Raw genomic sequence first — 17980 nt, 5'->3', positions numbered from 1 at the left:
GGCGGGATCACGGGGAGGCCGACGCCGGTGCGCCGCCCCCGGGATCGCCCGCCGCGGCCGCCATGAGCGGTTCCGCGGCCACCTCGGGCGTATCCGGAGGCACCACCAGCAGGTCCCAGCGCCCCCGGCCGGGCGCCAGCAGGACGACGGTGTGCGCGGCGGAGGCCGCCAGGTTCCTGCGCAGTCGTACGACCTGGTTGGACACGAGTATCCGGCCGGGCACCGCGGACCACTCCGCCCCGTTGACCGTGACACTCGTGACGTGGCCCCAGACGCGCGGCAACCCGGCGAGGAGCCGGGGGAGTTCCACGAGCAGGTCGTAGGAGCGGGGCCACCACGCTCCGTCGAGGGACCGGGGCAGGCCGCCGTGGGGTGCCAGGCGCAGCCTGAGGACGGGGTGGGAGGGAAGCGGGGGTTGCAGTGTGGTGGCCATGACGGCTCCTGCCGATTGCCCTGCGCGGATGGGTGGTTGACGTCAGGTGCGCCGGGCCGCGATCCGCTCGGCCGTCGGCCAGCGCACGTCGTGGACCCAGCCGAGGCGTTCGAACAGGCGGATGACGGCAGCCGACGGGTCGATCTGGCCGCGGTCGACGCCGTGGCGGGCGCTGGTGGGATCGGCGTGGTGGAGGTTGTGCCAGCTCTCGCCGAAGGAGAGCAGGGCCAGCGGCCAGAGGTTGGTGGCCCGGTCGTGGCGCCGGGTGCGGAACGGGCGCTCACCGATCAGGTGGCACAGGGAGTTGACGCTCCAGGTGACGTGGTGGAGCAGCGCTATGCGGACGAATCCCGCCCACAGCAGGGCGGTCACGCCGTGCACCCAGCTGCCGCCGATGGCCCAGCCCGCCGCGAACGGCAGGGCGAGCGTCAGGACGCACAGCAGGGGGAAGGCACGGGCCACGGCCCGGATGTCGGGGTCGGCCAGCAGGTCGGGGGCGTAACGCTCGGGGGGCGTGCGGTCGTTGCGGAACAGCCAGCCGACGTGGGCGTGGACCAGCCCGCGCAACTGGCCGCGCAGATGCGTGCCGTAGCGGTAGGGGGAATGCGGATCGCCCGGCCGGTCGGTGAAGGCGTGATGGCGGCGATGGGTGGCGACCCAGCCGATGACATCGCCCTGGAAGCTCATCGAACCTGCCACCGCGAGCGCGATCCGCACGGGACGGACGGCCCGGTAGCCGCCGTGCGTGAGACCGCGGTGGAAACCGACCGTGACCCCGAGACCCGTGATCGTGTAGAGGACGCCCGCGAGGACGATGTCGGCGGGATGGACGAGACTCCCCCACAGCAGCCGGCCGAGCAGACCGAGCGCCACGAACGGCAGGACGACGATCGCCGCCGTCACGGCCACGTACAGCCGCTCCCCTCCGACGCGCGCGGGGGCCGGGCCGTCCGGCGGGAAGGGGGACGTGCCGTCGTACCCCTGGGGCGGGGCGGCCGTGACGGTGGCGGTGGGCTCGGGTGACATCGAAGGGCTCCTTGACCTCGGCGATGGCCGTGGGACGGAGGCGCGGCCGGGGTCACGGGCTGCCCTGACGGGTGGGGCGTGCCGGGGGGCGGCCTGCCGGCCGGGCACGAAGCACCCTTGTCCTCTCACCGTACTCCCCCTGTGCGCACACACGTCCGGATCCCACCGATCGGTCCCGTCCGGCAGGGTGCGTCCCGCACCGGTCCGCGTTGACACCGACCCCCGCCGGACGTTGACTGGCAGCACGGCGCAGGCGGTGCACCGACCCGACGGAAGCGGTACACACGACGATGTACGACCAGACACGCGCTCAGCAGCCCGCGGACCGGCCCTCGGGCCGGGACGGCCGCCATGTCTCGGGGCCCGAGCCGCTGCTCCCGCCGGGCGAGCGGGACGAGATCGTCCGGCGTCTCGGACACGCCGTCAACACCTTCGCGGCCACCCCGCGTGAGGCACTGGAGGAGGCGGAGAGCGCCTACGACGAAACCGTCGACAGGCTGGTGAAGGCCCTCGCGGAACAGCGGAAGGCCCTGCGCGCGGGCTGGGAGGACCAGGAGCCCGAGACGGACTCCACCGAACTGCGGCTCGCGCTGCGGCAGTACCGGGAGATCACCCAGCGGCTGCTGCGCACGTAGCCGAGCGCGGCGCGGCCCCCGTGAGCGGTCGCGGGGGCCAGGTCACGCGAGGTCGTCGGGGGCGAGTCCGCAGGTGCCGGACCTCGACGTGCCGTCCTGCCCCGTCAGCTGGACGAGGGCCCGGCCGTCGGCGTCGTGGCTGTAGGCGATCGTGCAGGTGAGCTGGCGCAGAGCGGTGCCGTCCAGGCCCTTCAGGGCGAGGGGCAGGCGGATCGTGACCCGGCCGGCCGAGGATGCCTCGATCACGACACTGCCACCGCGGCGGGCGGCGGGGAGAGCGGTGCCCAGGCCTGCCGCCCGGTCCTCCTCGCGCGGGCCGTTGAGCAGCGCCGCGACGACCTTCTCCGTCGGCACCGGACCGGCCGCCTCGCCGGAGCTCTGGTCCGCCGAGCCCAGCTCCTCGGCTCCCGCACCGAACCCGACTGAAGGCTCGGTCGTCCGGATCACCGGGCTCAGCCCTCCGTCGGGGGCACGGAAGAAGAGCAGCATCTCGGATTCGCGGTTGAAGAACGCCTGGAAGGAGGCGGGGCCGCCCGCCTCGATGACGTCGGTCTCCGGAATGCCGCAGCCGCCCAGCAGCGGTACGACCGCGGCGACAGCAAGGGCCGCCGCACGCCGGCGCGTCCGCGCACGCCTCATCCGCCGGCCTCCTCCGCGTGGAGCGGTATCTCGACGGTGAAGACGGCCCCGCCCTCGGACAGGTTCCCCGCGCGGATCGTCCCGCCGTGCAGTTTCACGTTCTCCCGGGTGATCGCCAGCCCGAGGCCGCTGCCCGCCGAGCGGGTGCGGGCCGCGTCGGCCTTGTAGAAGCGGTCGAAGATGTGCGGCAGCGACGCGGGGCGGATGCCGGGGCCGCTGTCCCTGACCTCGGTGATCAGCACGGGCGGGCCCGGGGAGCGGGCCTCGGTGCGCAGGTGGACCGTGACGGGCGCGCTGCCGTGCCGCAGGGCGTTGCCCACGAGATTGGCGACGACGATGTCGAAGCGGCGCGGGTCGAGCCGGGCGCGGATGCCGTCGGGGAGGTCGGTGCGGACCCGGCCGTCGGTCCAGTGCCGGTTGTGCAGGGTCTTGCGGATGGCCTCGGCGACGTCGACCTCGTCCAGGTTCAGCTCGGCCGCGCGGGCGTCGAAACGGGAGATCTCCATCAGGTCCTCGACGAGCACGGCGAGCTTTCCGGTCTCCGCGCTGACCAGCCGGACCGCCCGCGCGGTGTCGGGGTCCAGGTGGTCGGCGTCCTCGTCGAGGACCTCGGTGACGGCGAGCATTCCGGCGAGGGGGGTGCGCAGTTCGTGCGAGACGTCGGAGGCGAAACGGCGGGCGCGTTCCTCGGCCTCGCGCAGTTCCCGTACGGAGTGTTCGAGTTGGCCCGCGGACTCGTTGAAGGTGCGTGCCAGGTCGGCCAGTTCGTCGCGGCCGCGCACCGGGATCCTGGTGTCGAGCCGGCCGCTGCCCATGTTCCGGGCCGCCTGGCTCAGTTTGCGCACCGGGCGCAGCACGCTGCGCGCGGCGATCAGGCCGGGGATCAGGGCGACGGCGAGGCCGGGCAGGGCGCCGTCCCGGGCGGCGATGAGGAGGGCGTCGACGTTGACCTGTTCGTCGGTCATCCGCATGACGGCGTACAGGACGAGTCCGCTGGGCAGCAGGCTGTCGGGGCCGGTCTTGAAGACGGTGGGCATGGCGATGGTCAGGTAGGGGACGCCGTCCTTGACGACCCGCTCGAAGCTGCCGTGGGGGTTGGCGCGCGCGGCGCGGCGCAGTTCGGGGGTGATGACGGTGGAGACGGGGTTCTCGCCCGAGGAGGCGCGGACCGAGCCGTACTCGGCGAACACCACCCAGGGGTGCGGCTTGCCCTTGCGGGCGATGTCCCTGAGGACCGCCTCCATGTCCTCCCCGCCCCGCACGGGCAGCGCGAAGGCGGTCTGCTGCACGTGGTCGCGGAACGAGGTGACCGCCGTGTCCTGGGCGGTCTGGAGGACCGCGTTGCGGGCCTCGCGGTAGGTCAGGGCGGCCGTGGTGCCGGCGCTGACGGCGGCGACCAGCAGGAAGGCGAGCATCAGCCGTGTCCGCAGCCCGAACATCCTGATCCGCGACCGGCCGGGCCCCCGGCCGGTGATCACAGCGGGCCGAAGCGGTAACCGAAGCCCCGCAGTGTCTGGACGTAGCGGGGGCTGCCGGCCTCGTCCTCGATCTTGCCGCGCAGCCGGGCGACGCACGCGTCGACCAGCCGGGCGTCGGCGTGGTAGCTGTGCTCCCAGACGTGCTCCAGCAGTTGCTGCCTGCTGAACACCTGCTCGGGGGCGGCGCACAGGTGCAGCAGGAGCTTGAGTTCTGAGGGCGCGAGCGCGAGCGGCCGGCCGGCCTTGGTGACGGTCAGTCCGACCCGGTCGATGGTGAGTTCGCCGTAGACCTCGATGGCCGGGCGGCCCGGGCCGCTGTCGTCCAGGCGGCGCAGTACGGCACGGATGCGGGCCTCGATCACCTCGGGGCGGGCGGGCTTGACGATGTAGTCGTCGGCCCCTGCCTCCAGGCCGATGACCACGTCGAAGTCGTCGCCGCGCGCGGTGAGCATGATGATCGGCAGCTGGCTGTGCTCGCGGACCTGGCGGCAGACCTGGACGCCGTTCATGCCGGGCAGCATCAGGTCCAACAGGAGCAGATCGGGGCGGAATTCGGCCATCGCCGCGAGGCCGGTCTCGCCGGTCGCGGCCGCCCGTACGTCGTGGCCGCGGCGGCGCAGCCCGAGTTCGACCCCCTCGCGTACGGAGGGGTCGTCCTCGATGAGGAGCACGCGGGGCATCGGCAGGTCTCCCTCGGTGGTGATCAGGTCCGGGTCCGTCTGCGGCGTACGCCGGAGAGCAGCGCGTCGAGTTCGGCGAGCCGCAGCGGACGGGCGAGCAGGGCGAAGGCGAGGACGACGGCGGCCGCGCCGGCGGTTGCGGCGGCCAGGGCCCCCGCCCGTGCCGCTCCCTGGGCCGCGAAACAGCCCAGCGCGGTGGCGGGCACGGCGGCGAGCAGCAGCCGTGCGTGGGCGCCGGCGGCGGACGAGCGCAGCGGGCGGGCGACGGCGAGGCGGCGGCTCAGCACCAGGCCGGTCACCGCCCAGCCGGCGCACAGCGCCAGGGAGTATCCGGCCGCCATGCCCGTCACGGCCCAGCGGGCGGGCAGCAGGTGGGCGGCGGCCAGGGACAGTCCCGCGTTGAGGGCGACGATCACGAGGTTGAGCAGGAACGGCGTACGGGTGTCGGAGAGCGCGTAGAAGGCGCGGGACAGGACGTACTGACCCGACAGGGCGATCAGGCCCGGCGCGAAGGCCATCAGGATCCCGGCCATGGCGGCGGTGTCGGCGGCGCTGGTCCTGCCGTAGCCGAAGACGAGGGCCATCACCGGCTGGGCGAGGGCGAACAGCGCGCAGGCGGCGGGGACGACGGCCGAGGCGCACACGCGCAGGGCGTGGGAGACGTCGCGGCGCACGGCGGCGGTGTCCCCGTCGGCGGCGGCCGCGCTCATGCGGGGCATCAGGGCGGTCACCACGGAGACCGTGATGATGCCGTGCGGTACGACCCACAGGGCGTAGGCGTTGTTGTAGGCGCCGTACCCGGGGCCGCCGTCGAGACCCGCGGTGGTGGCCAGGCGGGTGGTGACCCAGTAGGCGGCCTGGTTGGCGAGGACCAGCAGGACCAGCCAGCCGGCCGCACGCAGCGGGCGGGTCAGTCCGCTGCCGCGCCAGTCGAAGCGGGGCCGCCAGCGGAAGCGGGCCGCGCGCAGCGCGGGGACGAGGGCGAGGGCCTGGGCGGCGATACCGGCGGTCGTGCCCCAGCCGAGGACCGCGGTCTCGCTCGCGGTGAGCGTGTCGCCGCCGCCCAGGGACAGGGCCAGGTACAGGCCGAAGACGGCCATGACGACGAGGTTGTTGAGGACCGGCGCCCACATCATCGCGCCGAACCGGCCCCGTGCGTTGAGCACCTGCCCGAGCAGGGTGAAGAGCCCGAGGAAGAAGATCTGAGGCAGGCAGTAGCGGGCGAACGCGGTGGTCATCGCGGCCTGTTCACCGGTGTAGTCGGTGTACACGTCGACGATCGCGGGGGCCGCCCACACGGCGGTCGCGGTGATCGCCAGCAGGGCGAGGACACAGACGGTGACCAGCCGGTCGGTGTACGCGGCACCGCCGTCGGCGTGCTCCTTGGCGGCCTTGACCAGCTCGGGCACGAAGACCGCGTTCAGGGCGCCGCCGAGGAGCAGCATGTAGACGATGGTGGGCAGGGCGTTGCCGACCGCGTAGCCGTCGGGGACCGGCCCGATGGTGCCGATCGCCGCCGCGACCACGGCGGACCGGGCGAACCCGGTGGCGCGGCCGACGATCGATCCGGCGGCCATGACGGCACTGCCGCGCGCGGCGGAGCCGGCCTTCGCGGCCCCCTTCGCGGTCTCCTTCGCGGCTGTCCGGGTCGGCGTCACCGGCGGTTCAGGTACGCCTGGAAGGCGCGGTAGAGCGTGTGGTTGGCGCTGCCGCCCAAGGGTCTCTCCCATTCCCCCAACGTCTCGACGACCTGTCCCCCGGTGCCGAGCTTCCACCGCAGCAGTCCGTACGCACGTTCCTCAGGATCGAGAGTGGAGGGTACCCCGCGCATGTCGTAGACGTCGGCGCCAAGAGCGTGGGCGTCCTGGAGCATCCGCCACTGCAACGCGTTGGAGGGCCGGACCTCGCGGCGGTGGTCGGCCGAGGCGCCGGTCTGGTACCAGGCCCGGCGGCCCACCGTGATCAGGGTGTGGGCGGCCAGGATCTCTCCCCGGTGACGGGCGAGGTACAGCTTCATCCGGCCCGGCTCCTCGGCGTTGAGTGCCGCGTACTGACGCTCGTAGTAGGCGAGCGAGCGGCCGAGCCGGAACCCGTCGCGCCGCTCGGTGATGCCGAGCAGCCGGTAGAACTCGGGGAGTTCGGCCGCGCTGCCCACCACCACCTCCACGCCCTCCTTCTGGGCCCGGCGGACGTTGCGGCGCCACTCCTGGTTGAGGCCGGACCACAGGTCCTCGGTGGTGCGTCCGGCGAGCGGCACGTGGAAGACGTGCCGGGGCTGGGCGTCACCGTCCCCTCCGGTCCCCGCCCCGCCGGTCCCGTCCCCGCCGCAGCGGTGCCAGCCCCGGGCGCGCAGCCGTTCGGCGACGGCGGTGCCGAGCGGGTCGACCTCGCTGGCGAGGACGTCGCCGAGGCGCCGCCCCGGGCCGGCGAGCTGCTTGAGCCGGTCGGCGTCCCAGCGCCGGTAGGCGGGCGACGGGCCGATGCGTACGGCGAAGACGCCCGACCTGCGCAGGTGTTCGAGGAGCGGACCGAGCCAGCCGTCGACGTCGGGGTCGGCCCAGTCGGCGACGGGGCCCTCGGGAAGGTAGGCGAAGTACCTGCGGGTGCCGGGGAGTTGCCGCAGCAGCACCAGGGCCACGCCCGTCAGCGCGCCGGCCTCCGGGTCCGGGCCCCAGCCGAGCAGGAGGGAGCGCCAGCCCTCCTTGACGTCACCCCAGGACGGGCACTGGAGGAAACCGGCGCCGAGCGCGGCGCCCTCGGGGGACGCGAGGAAGGCGCGGTAGGTCTCCGCGGTGATGGGGCACAGGGCCACGTCCCGGTTCGGTGCCGGGCACACGCGGCTGGGCGGCACGAGCAGCGCTGACACAGTCTGAGCCTCCTTCTCCCCGGGCCGGTCGCGGGGACTGACAGGAGGTTCACAGCGGTCCATGACCGCTCCGCGCGGCGAATGTGACGGGACCATGACCGTTCCTCACCAGACGCCGTCACATCGCTCCACAGCGGCTGACCTCGGGTTTTCCGGCTCTACAGTCACGGCATCCAGCCCTGTTCGCCGCTCCCGGAGGTCCTGTTGCCCCGCACCCGTGCACTCGCCCACGCCCGTGTCCGGGCCACCGTCATGGCCACCGCCGTGGCCGCCCTGCTGGTCCCGCTCGCCGCCTGCTCGTCGAGCGGGACCACCGGCGCCCCGGACACCAAGATGAAGCCGAACGCCGACGACCGGCCGGTCACGGTCACCGTCACGCCCACGGGAGAACGGGTCCGGGCGGGCGAGCCCGTGCGGGTCACGGCCGCGGGCGGCAGGCTCACCGCGGTGACCGTCACCGACGCCGAGGGCCACCGGCTCACCGGGAAGGTCGCCGCCGACGGCCGGTCGTGGGTCTCCGCCCGCAAGGCCGTGCCCGGCGCGGCGTACGAGGTGACGGCGGCGACCCGGTCCGGGGCCGGAACCGCCAGGACCACCAAGGCCGCCTTCACCACCGCTGCGGCCGGCCAGGTCAACAAGGTCGACTGGCGTCCGGGCACCGGCACCACCGTCGGCGTCGCCCAGCCGATCTCCCTGGTCTTCGACAACCCCGTCAGGAACCGGGCCGAGGTCGAGAAGCAGCTCAAGGTCACCACCTCGAACGGCACCGAGGGCTCCTGGGGCTGGATCCGCGACTGGTCGGGCCGGGACCGGGTCGACTGGCGGCCCAAGGCGTACTGGAAGCCCGGGACCAAGGTGACGCTGAACGCCGAGCTGAACGGCACCGACTCGGGCGCGGGCGGCGGCTGGTTCGTACGCGACTACACGACCAGCTTCACCGTCGGCGCCCGGCAGATCGTCAAGGTCGACCTCGACCACCACCGGCTCACCCTCCTGCGCGACGGCGAGACGGTCCGGCGCATACCGGTCTCCGGCGGCACGCCCGGCGGCGACAAGCGCTCCTGGCGCGGGACCGCCGTCCTCATGGCCAAGGAGGGCACCATCAACATGAACTCCGAGACCGTGGGCCTGGCCGACGCCTACAACAAGATGGTCGACCACTCGATGCGGCTGACCTGGTCGGGCATGTACGCGCACGCCGCCCCGTGGAACGCCCGCTGGTTCGGCAACTCGAACCAGAGCTCCGGGTGCATAGGGATGAGCGACGCGGACGCGGCCTGGTTCTACGCGCAGGTGCGGCCGGGCGACCCGTTCGAGATCACCGGCAAGGACACCAAGGGCGTGGTCGCGCCGGGGAACGGCTTCGGCGCGTGGAACGTCCCGTGGGCCGAGTGGAAGGGGATGAGCGCGCTGCGCTGAGGAGTGCCCGGGGAGGCGTCACCGGCGCGTCCCGGCGGTGGGTGTGGGTTCCGTGCCGTCGGCGCGCAGGGTGCCGTGACCGGTCGCGGGGCGGTCGGCGGCCCCCGCCCCCTTCTTGACGTGGCGGGGCACGACGTCCTGGGGGAACGTCAGCTGCCGGCTCATCCACTCAAGGGCGGGGGGCATCTCCTGCACCCAGGTCGGGAAGTTGTGGCTGCCGTGCTCGGGCAGGATCGACGCGACCCGCATGGGCGCCTTGACGGCCTTGATGAAGGCCTGCGTCTGCGGATAGCCCCGCTCGCCGTGCTTGCTCTCGGCCACCAGGACGGAGACCTGGGGGGCGGGCAGGTGCTTGAGCCGCCACATCAGGTCGTGGCCGTTGATCCGGTCGGCGCGGCCCGGGCCGCTGCCGAAGAGATCGCCGGTCGTCGGATCGTCCTTGACCTTGTAGTCGGGCGACAGGGCGGCGGCCGTCGTGTACACGTGCGGATCGCGCATCGTCAGTTGCAGGGCGCAGCTGCCGCCGGAGGAGTAGCCCATGACACCCCAGGCACTGGCGTCGTGGCCCACCCGGTAGGCGGACTTCAGGGCCTCGGGAAGATCCTTGGCGAGGAAGGTCTCGGTCTGCGGACCACCCGGTACGTTCACGCACTCGGTGTCGCGCGGCGGGGCGATCGTCGGCCGGATCATCACCATGACGGTCGGCTGCATCCGGCCGCTCCTCTGGAGTTCCCCGGCGGTCTGCGACACCCGCAGATGCTGCGCGAGGTTGAAGATGCTGCCCGGGTAACCGCTGAGCGCGACGATCACCGGGAAACGCTGCCGCTGGTACGCCTTCTGGAAGTACTGCGGCGGCAGATAGACGAAGGCCGGGTCGACCACGCCCGTGCGCCGGCCGATGACCTTGACGGACTCCACCCGCCCGGTCACCGCGGCGGGGCCGGCGGGCAGCCCGCTGACCCGGCTCAACTGCTCGTCGCCGGCCGGCTGCACCAGGGCTCCCCGCACGGCGACGTCGTTCCCCGTGCCGACCCCCGGGCCCCCCGCCTGTGTCACTCCGACCGGGGCCGTCTCGACGCGGCCGAAGAGTTCGCCCCACGATCCGAAGAACTGGTACGACGAGTTCAGCCAGCACGCGAACGCCGCGATGATGACCACCTGGGTCGTCCCGACGGCCACCAGCCGGGCGAGCACCTGCCGCCACCCCTGGCGGGCGAACCGTGGCCACAGCCAGACCAGCAGCGCCACGCAGACGGCGGCGAGGGCCACCATCACATATACGGTCGTCTCGCTGGTCAGCCCCATGCCACTCGTTCCCCGGTTTCCCTGCCGTGCGTTTTTCCTTCATCCGGAAGGAGGGCCGTGGAGCCCTCCGCGTTCCCTCAATGAGCACAAAAAGGGCAAGGAGCGTCTCGTCACGGAGTCACGGAGTCACGGGTGCGGGCTTCCGCGCGGTCCGTGAGCGCCGCCGGTCCCGTACCGGCCAGAACAGGACATAGGCGGCCGAGGCCACGGCGAAGCCCAGGCGGACCAGCCCGCGGGTCGCGTCGTCGGGGACGACGAAGACCGTGCCGTACAGGGTGAGCAGCCCGATCACGTCCCACAGCAGGGTGCCCAGCAGGACGGAGGCGCCGTCTCCCCTTCTTCTCGCTCGCGGTTGCGGTCACCTCCTGAGAGGGCCGGAAGGCGAGGAAGGTTCTTTCCGCGCCGGCTCTCGTTCTGCGCCCACCCGTCCGCCCCGTCCCCCGGGGGGAATTGTCCGAGGTCGGTAACAGGCGGATCCCCCGGCCGACTTCCCCCCTCTTGCCGGATGCACAGATCCACGGCGACGACAGGGAACGGCAGACATGGTGCGAAGTGGTGGACGGCGTTGGTACGGCCAGGTGCTCGCGGCGGCACTCGGAGTGACCGCGGTGGCCGCCATGGCCTCGTTCTGGAACGCGCAGGTCGGCTCGGCCGAGGGGCGCCCTCCGGTCAAGTCGTCGGCGAAGCCGCACGCCCGGAAGGCGGCGCCGGTGTCGGCGGAGATCGTGCACGCCTCGGACGGGGGCGCCCGCGGCGTCAACATCACCATCGACGACGGGCCGGACCCCGTGTGGACACCGCGGGTGCTGGAGGTGCTGCGGGACAACGGCGTGAAGGCCACGTTCTGCATGGTGGGCACCCAGGCCCGCGCCCACCCCGACCTGGTCAAGGCGGTGGTGGCGGCCGGGCACCGGCTCTGCGACCACACCGTCTCGCACGACGTCACCATGGACCACAAGTCCAAGGCCTACCAGTCCCAGCAGATCCTCGACGCCGAACGCATGATCACCGAGGCGTCCGGGGGCGTCCGCCCGCTGTACTACCGGGCGCCGGGCGGCGCCTTCACCCCCTACAGCCGCCACCTCGCCGCGTCCCACGGCATGCGCCCGCTCGGCTGGAACGTCGACACCAAGGACTTCGAGCTCCCCGGCACGAACACCATCGTCGCCACCGTCAAGGACGAGATCTCCAACGGCCCGACCCTCCTCTTCCACGACGCCGGCGGCGACCGCTCCGAGACCGTGGCCGCCCTCGAAGAGGTCCTGCCGTGGCTGAAGGAGCAGGGGTACGCCTTCGGCTTCCCCGTGCGGTAGACGGCCGTCCGGCAACTCCCCCGTATCTGCACGTGCTGTTGATTCGCCGTGATCACGCGGCTGACATCATGGCCGGGCACGATCCGCCGCAGTGGCGCCGTGCGCAGAACGGGCGAGCTGCGGAGGCACGACATGCACAGTGGTCGGGTCGCGGTGGTGGGCGGGAGCATCGCGGGGTGCGCGGCGGCGCTGGCGCTGCGGCGGGCCGGGGCCGAGGAGATCACGGTGTACGAGCGGGCGGCGGGCCGTATGACCGACCGCGGGGTCGGGGTCGCCGTGCACAACGCCCGCTACGCGGAACTGGAGTCGGCCGGCTACCTCGACGCCTCCATACCGTGGGTGCAGATCACCCGCAGCCGCTACTACGTCCGTGACGACGCGGCCGCGCACCACCCGCTGGGCCGCGAGATCGCCGTACTGCCCTTCCCGTTCCGCACCTACAACTGGGGCTCGCTCTGGCACGACCTGCGCCGCCGGATGCCCGGGACGGCCGACGTCCGGCCCGGCTCGGTGGTCGAGGCGGTCGAGGCCACGCCGGAGGGCGCCGAGGTCCACACGGGCGGACGCAGTGAGCGCTACGACGTGGTGGTCGGCGCGGACGGCTACCGCTCCGCGGTGCGCGCGTCGGTGTACGCCGACGTCCGCCCCGAGTACGCCGGATACCTGGCCTGGCGCGGCGCCTACCCGGCGAGCCGGCTGAACGCGGCGCAGTTGCTGCCCGAGGACGAGGGGGCGTACATCGTCTTCGAGGGCGGCCATCTCGTCGTGTACCGCATCCCGGACGAGACCGGCGGGCACCGCGTCAACTGGATCCTCTACACGACCCCGCCCCCGGGCCTGGACCAGGGCATGGACACCCCCACGAGCCTGCCCCCGGGCACGGCCGGTGACGGGCTGCGCGCCCATCTCGCCGATGTCTGCGCCGAGTCGCTGCCCCCGTACTGGGCCGACCTGGTGCGGGCGACGGTCCACGACGAGCTGTTCCTCCAGCCCCTGTACGACTTCACCGCGCCCCACTACGCCGTGGGCCGGGCCCTGCTCATCGGCGACGCGGCCACGGTCGCCCGCCCGCACACGGGCGCGGGCGCCGTGAAGGCCCTCCAGGACGCCACGGTCCTGGAGACGGCCCTCACCTCCACGACCACCTGGTCCGAGGGCCTGGCCGCCTACGACACCGGCCGCGCGCCCTCCGGCCGGGTCATGCTCGACCTCGGGCGGCGGCTCGGGCGCGCCCTGGTCACCGAGACCCCGAACTGGCGGACCTTCGACCAGACGGGCCTGGAGACCTGGTGGAAGCAGGCCACGGGGACGGGTGAGTTCGGCGGGCGACAGCTGTCGCGGTAGGGGTTCACCACCCATATGTGCGAAGCAAGATATACTTGATAGCTCGGGTGATATCTTCAGGTCAGCACCTACGGAGGGCAGCAGATGAGCCGAACCGTGATCGATCTCGACGATCAGCTGGTGGCGGACGTGGCCAAGGCCCTCGGCACCAGCACCAAGAAGGAGACGGTGAACACCGCCCTGCGCGAGGTGCTGGAGAACCGACGGCGCGCTCTCGCCCTCACCCGCCTGCGAGCGGCAGCCGAAGAGGGGGCCTTCAACCTGGACCTCTTCGAGGACAAGGGGAACTACCGCCGGTGAACGCCGCGCAGTTCCTGATCGACACCAGCGCCCTCGCGCGCATGCTGCGCGCCGACGCCGAGCAGTACGGATGGGACCAGGCGGCAGCCGCTGGGCTCATCGCCACCTGCCCCATCACCGAGCTGGAGTTCTTCTACAGCGCGCGTTCCGCCGCCGACCGCACGCAGGGCATCGAGGACCTGCGGCTCCTCTTCGGCTGGGTGCCGGTCGACGACCGCGCCTACGACCGCGCCTGGCAGGTCCAGGAGATCCTCACCCAGCAGGGACGGCACCGCAGCGCCGGAGCCGTCGACCTCGTGGTGGCTGCCACGGCCGAGCTACAGGGACTGACCCTGCTGCACCGCGACCGCGACTTCGACTGCATCGCGGCCGTCACAGGACAGGCGCTCCAGTGGTACGGCCCCGACGCCGGCAAGTGACTTACGGACCACGGACGAGCGTCGCTACCCCTGACCCGGGGCATTGAAGTTGATTCCGGAGAAGTCCCGACCCTGCACGACCGGGCCTCTCTGAGTGCCGCCACTCACGGTGTTCGTCGTGTGCCCATCTCCGGTACGGAGCATCTGCGCCTGCTGCTGCCAGTGCGTCAAGTCCGCGCGGAAGAGGGGATCTTGCTCTGCGCGGCGGATCAGGGCCGCACCGAGCGCACGCGCTCGCTCGACATCGTGAGGGGCCTCGGACAAGGAGGCCAGCTCGGCGTCACAGGTCGTCGGCTCCAGCGCCCCGGCGGCTCCCTCCGACGGCCCTCTCCTCACCAACCCGCGTAGTTGCGCCCAGAGTTGGTGCCCCACTTCACCGCCTGCCCCGGTCGCCACCGCCACGAGAAGGCTCGCCGAGATCGGATCCACGCCTGTACCCCCAACCGCTCAGCGGAGTCGAACAGATCGGATCGTCATCGTCTCAGAACCACCCGCCCACCGGGGCAATGGGCGTCGGCCACATCCGAGGGGCGATGTCCGGTACCGAGCCGTTGCCTACGCCTGGTACCGGACACCCGGCCCCCTACATGCCGAAGAAGGTCGAGCCAGGGGCCTGAGAAATTGCATATGCAATGCAAGTCAATACGATGGCCCCGATGTGCAAACGTTTCACGAGGTCTTACACCTTTCTGTCTTTCATAGACCGTGGGTCGCCGTTCTGAAGCGCAGACAGGACAGAGCTCCGACCGAGCGTGGCGGGCCGGCCTCAGCGCCTCGTTGGCGACGAGACTAGCGCGCTGCATGCCCCACACGCTCGCCAATGACCGCACAACTGAAATTTGGTGGCTCCGCACACATCCCTGTGCTCCGCCGTACCGCCTATCTTGACTGCGCGGTAACCTCGCCCCGAAGTTCGGCAAGAGCCTCGGCGGCACGGGCCTCTTCCACAGAGGCTCCCATGCTCCTGCTGAGCGTCAGGCTCTCCTCCAGGTGAACCACGGCCAGAGCCGCGTGTCCCGCATCCCGTTCAGCCAGGGCCAAGTCGTAGAGCACGTTGACCTCGTCGCCCGCCGCGCGAATGGCACGTGTCATCTCAAGTGCGGCGATGTGCTGCCGGAGGGCCTCCTCCGTGCGCCCGGCGGCACGGTACGCCCTGCCGATACCCGTGAGGGCGATGGCCTCCGCGCGCCGGTCTCCGACAGCCCGCAGCACCGGCAGGACCAGGCCGTACAGGGCGAGGGCCTCATCAGTTCTGCCGAGCACGTCCAGGACGGACGCCAAGTTCATCTGGAGCGTGGCCCTGTCTCTCGGATTTCCCATGCGATCCGCCACGACCATCGCCTTCCGATAAGCCGCTTCCGCATCCGCCGGGCGCCCTGTCCTCTTATAGAGTTCCGCCATGTTGTTCAGCGCACTGTACCGCCCACGTTCGTCTCCTATTTCCGTGAAATCAGCGAGAGCCGAAGTAAAGCAAGCCAACGCCTCTTCGTTCTCCGCCAGATGGAGATGTGTTATTCCCAGTAAATTACGACAGCGCGCTATCCGCAGCAGATCGTTTGTTCGCAAGAGAAAATTCATTGAGGTTTTCTGAAGGGATCGAGCCTGTGCATACTGGCCCGTCTGCCACAGGGGCACCGAGAGCTGGTGAATGCACTCGGCCTCCAGCCCCCGGTCCGGCAGAGAGCGCATGACGTCCAGCGCCTCACGAGCGGCCGAGATCGCCTCGTCATAGCGAGAGCCGTGGGTGCGCACCGCGCAGAGGTCGAGCAGGGCCCGCACCCTGGCCGCGCTGTCACCTGCGGCCTTCCAGTGGGCGGCGGCACGCCGCAGCAGCGGTTCCGCCACGGAGAGGTGTCCCTCCATGTCCAGAAATCCCGCCAACACATGGACAGACAGGGCGAGTTGATATTCCGAGCCATGCTTTGCAATCCAGCCCAGAGTGTCCAGCAGATTGGCCGACTCGGTGATCAGCCACTGTTCTGCCGACTGCGCATCGACGATTCCCGGGCAGGACGGGATGGCGGGATCATCGGCGTCGAGTTCCGTGCGCGAACGGAAGGGATAGGCCAGCCGGTCCGCCCGGTCCGCGGCATGAACGTAGTGATCCACAAGGCCTTGTACGGCCTGTCGGACATCGTCCTCGGAATCCGCGGCCTCGATCAACGACCGCGCGTAGTCGCGCAGCAGATCATGCATGATGAAACGGTGTGGAACGGGCTCGGAGACCAGGTGGTGAGAGAGGAGTTCCTCGAGTACTCGTTCGGCCTTGTCCAAGGAGAATCCGGTGAGCGCGGTGATCGCACGCGGCCCGAACTCCACCCCCACATGCAGTCCGATACGGCGGAAGACCAGCTGCTGCTCAGCGTTCAGAGCGTCGTACGAGACCGCGAAGACATGCGTCAACGTCCTGTCGGAATCGTGTAGTTGGGACAGATGGCCACGGCCGCCGCCGAGCTGACGCAACAGGTCGGACGTGGTCCACGAGGCACGGGCGAGCAGGCGGCTGGCCGCGATCTCGACGGCCAGCGGGAGGTAACCGCATATCCGAACAATCTCGGCCACATCTGATGAATCGGTGTCGCGTCCTCCCCCCAGCCGCTGTCTGAAGAGCGCCACCGCGTCCACAGGCGGCAGCACATCCAGGGAGACCGGCCGCACTCCGGGCAGTCCGGGCAGCCGACGGCGGCTGGTCACGACGACCGCTGTCGGGGAAGCCCCTGGGAGCAGGGGCCGGATCTGGTCGGAGGAGGTCGCGTCGTCGAGGATCACCAGCATCCGGCGGTCACGCGCTGTCGAGCGCCACAGCGCGACCAACTCGTCGAGCTGGTGCGGTAGTTCCTTGGCAGGCACACCGAGCAGCCGCAGCAGTTCGGCGAGTGCCCGGGCCGGGGTCAGCGGTGTCCGGTCGGTCGAACTCCCGCCCAGGTGGAGGAAGACGCGCCCGTCCGGGAAACGGTCCCGTAATCGATGGGCCAGGTGGAGAGCCAGGCCGGTCTTGCCGACGCCCCCCATGCCGTGGATCGCCTCGACGGTGACCACGTCCGAGGCTCCTCTTTCCTCGCAGAGCGCCGCGGTGAGCCGTCGCAGTTCGTCCCGTCGTCCCGACCACGGGACGTCGCGCGGCAGGTTGTCGGGAACCCGGCGCGTGGGTGGCGGCGCCGTCCTCTCCTCGGCTCCGGCGCGGGAGAGCAGAGCCGCCGCAGGGTTGCCTGCGAGGATTCCCTGATGAACCCGGTGCAGCCCCCGGCCGGCGTCGAGACCGATGTCACGGACAACACGCTGCCGCGTCCGCTGGAGCAGCCGGGTCGCTTCGGCCGTCCGGTTGCTGCCGTACAGGGCTACGGCCAGCTGTTCGGCCAGGGCCTCGTCCACAGGATGGGCCTCGGCCAACGGCAGAAGGACGGGTACGGCGTCGGCGAACTTCCCTGCGTCGAAGAGGATCTCGGCTCGGGTCATCGCGGCCACGAGGGTGGTCTCACCGATGGTGACGCGCAGATGCTCGGCCCATGATCCGGCGATACCGGCCAGCGGTTCGCCGTGCCACAGCCCCTCCGCCCGGTCCAGCAGTCGCAGCGCGGCTTCCTCGTCCCTCCTCTCCCTGAGCGAACGGGCCCGCTCGACGCAGCTCGTGTAGCAGCGCAGATCCACCTGGTCCGGATCGATCTCCAGGCAGTACGAGTTCGTACGACTGACGATCGCGGGCATGTGATCCCCGGCGATGCGCAGGGAGCCTCGGATCCGTGAGATGTGGGCGTGGAGCGCTTCCCTGGCCTTGGCCGGCGGATGCTCGTCCCAGATACGGTGGATCAGGGTGTCCACGCTCACCGTGCGGCCCGCGTCCCAGGCGAGGGCGGCAAGCGTCACCCTGGTTTTTGTCGATCCGAGATCACTGCGGTGGCCCGCTGCCCGGATCTCCACTGATCCCGAAAGCCTGATCTCGAACTCCACCAGCGTCCTCCCCGCCGGTAGGGCCTGTGATTGCCGAGCATTCGAGAATGTCATGAACCTGGCATTGCCGACCACATGAAGGCACTACGCGCTCAAGATTGACCGATAAGTAGCTGAATTAGTTCATGTCCCGTCCGGACCGGGGAGTGACTCCTGGGAAACCGAAAGGAGTTGC

16 protein-coding genes are annotated in these 17980 nt (G+C 71.3%); 6 read left to right on the top strand and 10 right to left on the bottom strand.

Going from position 1 to position 17980, the window contains the following annotated elements; all coding sequences use genetic code 11:
• Positions 1–7: 7 nt before the first annotated feature.
• Complete coding sequence (locus SLINC_RS23890) at positions 8–433, bottom strand: DUF5994 family protein (RefSeq protein WP_067436746.1); 426 nt, start codon at positions 431–433, stop codon at positions 8–10.
• Positions 434–475: 42 nt separating this feature from the next.
• Positions 476–1459, bottom strand: a complete 984-nt coding sequence (locus SLINC_RS23885; protein ID WP_067436743.1) for an acyl-CoA desaturase — start codon at positions 1457–1459, stop codon at positions 476–478.
• Positions 1460–1749: 290 nt separating this feature from the next.
• Here SLINC_RS23885 and SLINC_RS23880 point away from each other — a divergent pair, with 290 nt between their 5' ends.
• Positions 1750–2094, top strand: coding sequence for a hypothetical protein (locus SLINC_RS23880; protein ID WP_067436740.1), 345 nt, complete (start codon positions 1750–1752; stop codon positions 2092–2094).
• A 42-nt stretch (positions 2095–2136) separates the two neighbouring features.
• Here the strand turns inward: SLINC_RS23880 and SLINC_RS23875 are convergent, their stop codons facing one another.
• The 5 genes from SLINC_RS23875 to SLINC_RS23855 are packed head-to-tail and all read right to left on the bottom strand — an operon-like array spanning position 2137 to position 7757.
• Entirely contained in the window at positions 2137–2733 is a 597-nt protein-coding gene (locus SLINC_RS23875; RefSeq protein ID WP_067436737.1) for a hypothetical protein, read from the bottom strand.
• A complete protein-coding gene (locus tag SLINC_RS23870) occupies positions 2730–4172 on the bottom strand; it encodes a sensor histidine kinase (protein WP_182449187.1) in 1443 nt (480 codons plus the stop codon). The genes SLINC_RS23875 and SLINC_RS23870 overlap by 4 nt, the downstream gene beginning before the upstream one ends.
• Positions 4173–4207: 35 nt before the next feature.
• Positions 4208–4891 carry a response regulator transcription factor gene (locus SLINC_RS23865; protein ID WP_067436732.1) on the bottom strand — a complete coding sequence of 228 codons (684 nt, stop codon included), beginning with the start codon at positions 4889–4891 and terminating at the stop codon, positions 4208–4210.
• A 23-nt stretch (positions 4892–4914) separates the two neighbouring features.
• Entirely contained in the window at positions 4915–6549 is a 1635-nt protein-coding gene (gene murJ, locus SLINC_RS23860; RefSeq protein ID WP_067436728.1) for a murein biosynthesis integral membrane protein MurJ, read from the bottom strand.
• Positions 6546–7757: a lipid II:glycine glycyltransferase FemX gene (locus SLINC_RS23855; RefSeq protein WP_067436726.1), complete on the bottom strand. Its 1212-nt coding sequence runs from the start codon at positions 7755–7757 to the stop codon at positions 6546–6548. The genes murJ and SLINC_RS23855 overlap by 4 nt, the downstream gene beginning before the upstream one ends.
• Positions 7758–8009: 252 nt before the next feature.
• On the opposite strand from SLINC_RS23855, the gene SLINC_RS23850 reads away from it, so the two are divergent.
• On the top strand, positions 8010–9176 hold the full coding sequence (locus SLINC_RS23850; RefSeq protein ID WP_067445652.1) for a L,D-transpeptidase: 1167 nt from the start codon (positions 8010–8012) through the stop codon (positions 9174–9176).
• Between the two features lie 18 nt (positions 9177–9194).
• On the opposite strand, the gene SLINC_RS23845 is transcribed toward SLINC_RS23850, so the two are convergent.
• Together SLINC_RS23845 and SLINC_RS46160 are read right to left on the bottom strand one after the other, a co-directional pair.
• Positions 9195–10481 carry an alpha/beta hydrolase gene (locus SLINC_RS23845; RefSeq protein ID WP_067436723.1) on the bottom strand — a complete coding sequence of 429 codons (1287 nt, stop codon included), beginning with the start codon at positions 10479–10481 and terminating at the stop codon, positions 9195–9197.
• 118 nt (positions 10482–10599) lie between these two features.
• Complete coding sequence (locus SLINC_RS46160; RefSeq protein WP_375141488.1) at positions 10600–10773, bottom strand: hypothetical protein; 174 nt, start codon at positions 10771–10773, stop codon at positions 10600–10602.
• 250 nt (positions 10774–11023) lie between these two features.
• Here SLINC_RS46160 and SLINC_RS23840 point away from each other — a divergent pair, with 250 nt between their 5' ends.
• The 4 genes from SLINC_RS23840 (at position 11024) to SLINC_RS23825 (ending at position 13857) form a co-directional block, all read left to right on the top strand.
• The gene (locus tag SLINC_RS23840) at positions 11024–11794 is read left to right on the top strand and encodes a polysaccharide deacetylase family protein (protein WP_067436720.1); all 771 of its coding nucleotides are present in this window, start codon (positions 11024–11026) and stop codon (positions 11792–11794) included.
• Between the two features lie 132 nt (positions 11795–11926).
• A complete protein-coding gene (locus tag SLINC_RS23835) occupies positions 11927–13138 on the top strand; it encodes an FAD-dependent monooxygenase (protein WP_067436717.1) in 1212 nt (403 codons plus the stop codon).
• 84 nt (positions 13139–13222) lie between these two features.
• Positions 13223–13438 carry a type II toxin-antitoxin system VapB family antitoxin gene (locus tag SLINC_RS23830; protein ID WP_067436714.1) on the top strand — a complete coding sequence of 72 codons (216 nt, stop codon included), beginning with the start codon at positions 13223–13225 and terminating at the stop codon, positions 13436–13438.
• A complete protein-coding gene (locus tag SLINC_RS23825) occupies positions 13435–13857 on the top strand; it encodes a PIN domain nuclease (RefSeq protein ID WP_067436711.1) in 423 nt (140 codons plus the stop codon). Before SLINC_RS23830 ends, SLINC_RS23825 begins: the two co-directional genes overlap by 4 nt.
• Positions 13858–14736: 879 nt before the next feature.
• On the opposite strand, the gene SLINC_RS23815 is transcribed toward SLINC_RS23825, so the two are convergent.
• Positions 14737–17805 (bottom strand): AfsR/SARP family transcriptional regulator, encoded by a 3069-nt coding sequence (locus SLINC_RS23815; RefSeq protein ID WP_067436704.1) that lies wholly within the window; start codon positions 17803–17805, stop codon positions 14737–14739.
• Positions 17806–17980 lie beyond the last annotated feature (175 nt).

The sequence above is a fragment of the Streptomyces lincolnensis genome (assembly GCF_001685355.1).
GTDB classification, from domain to species: Bacteria; Actinomycetota; Actinomycetes; order Streptomycetales; family Streptomycetaceae; genus Streptomyces; species Streptomyces lincolnensis.
The sequence above is the reverse complement of the archived record's forward strand: the minus strand, read 5'-3'. Positions and strand labels throughout refer to the sequence as shown.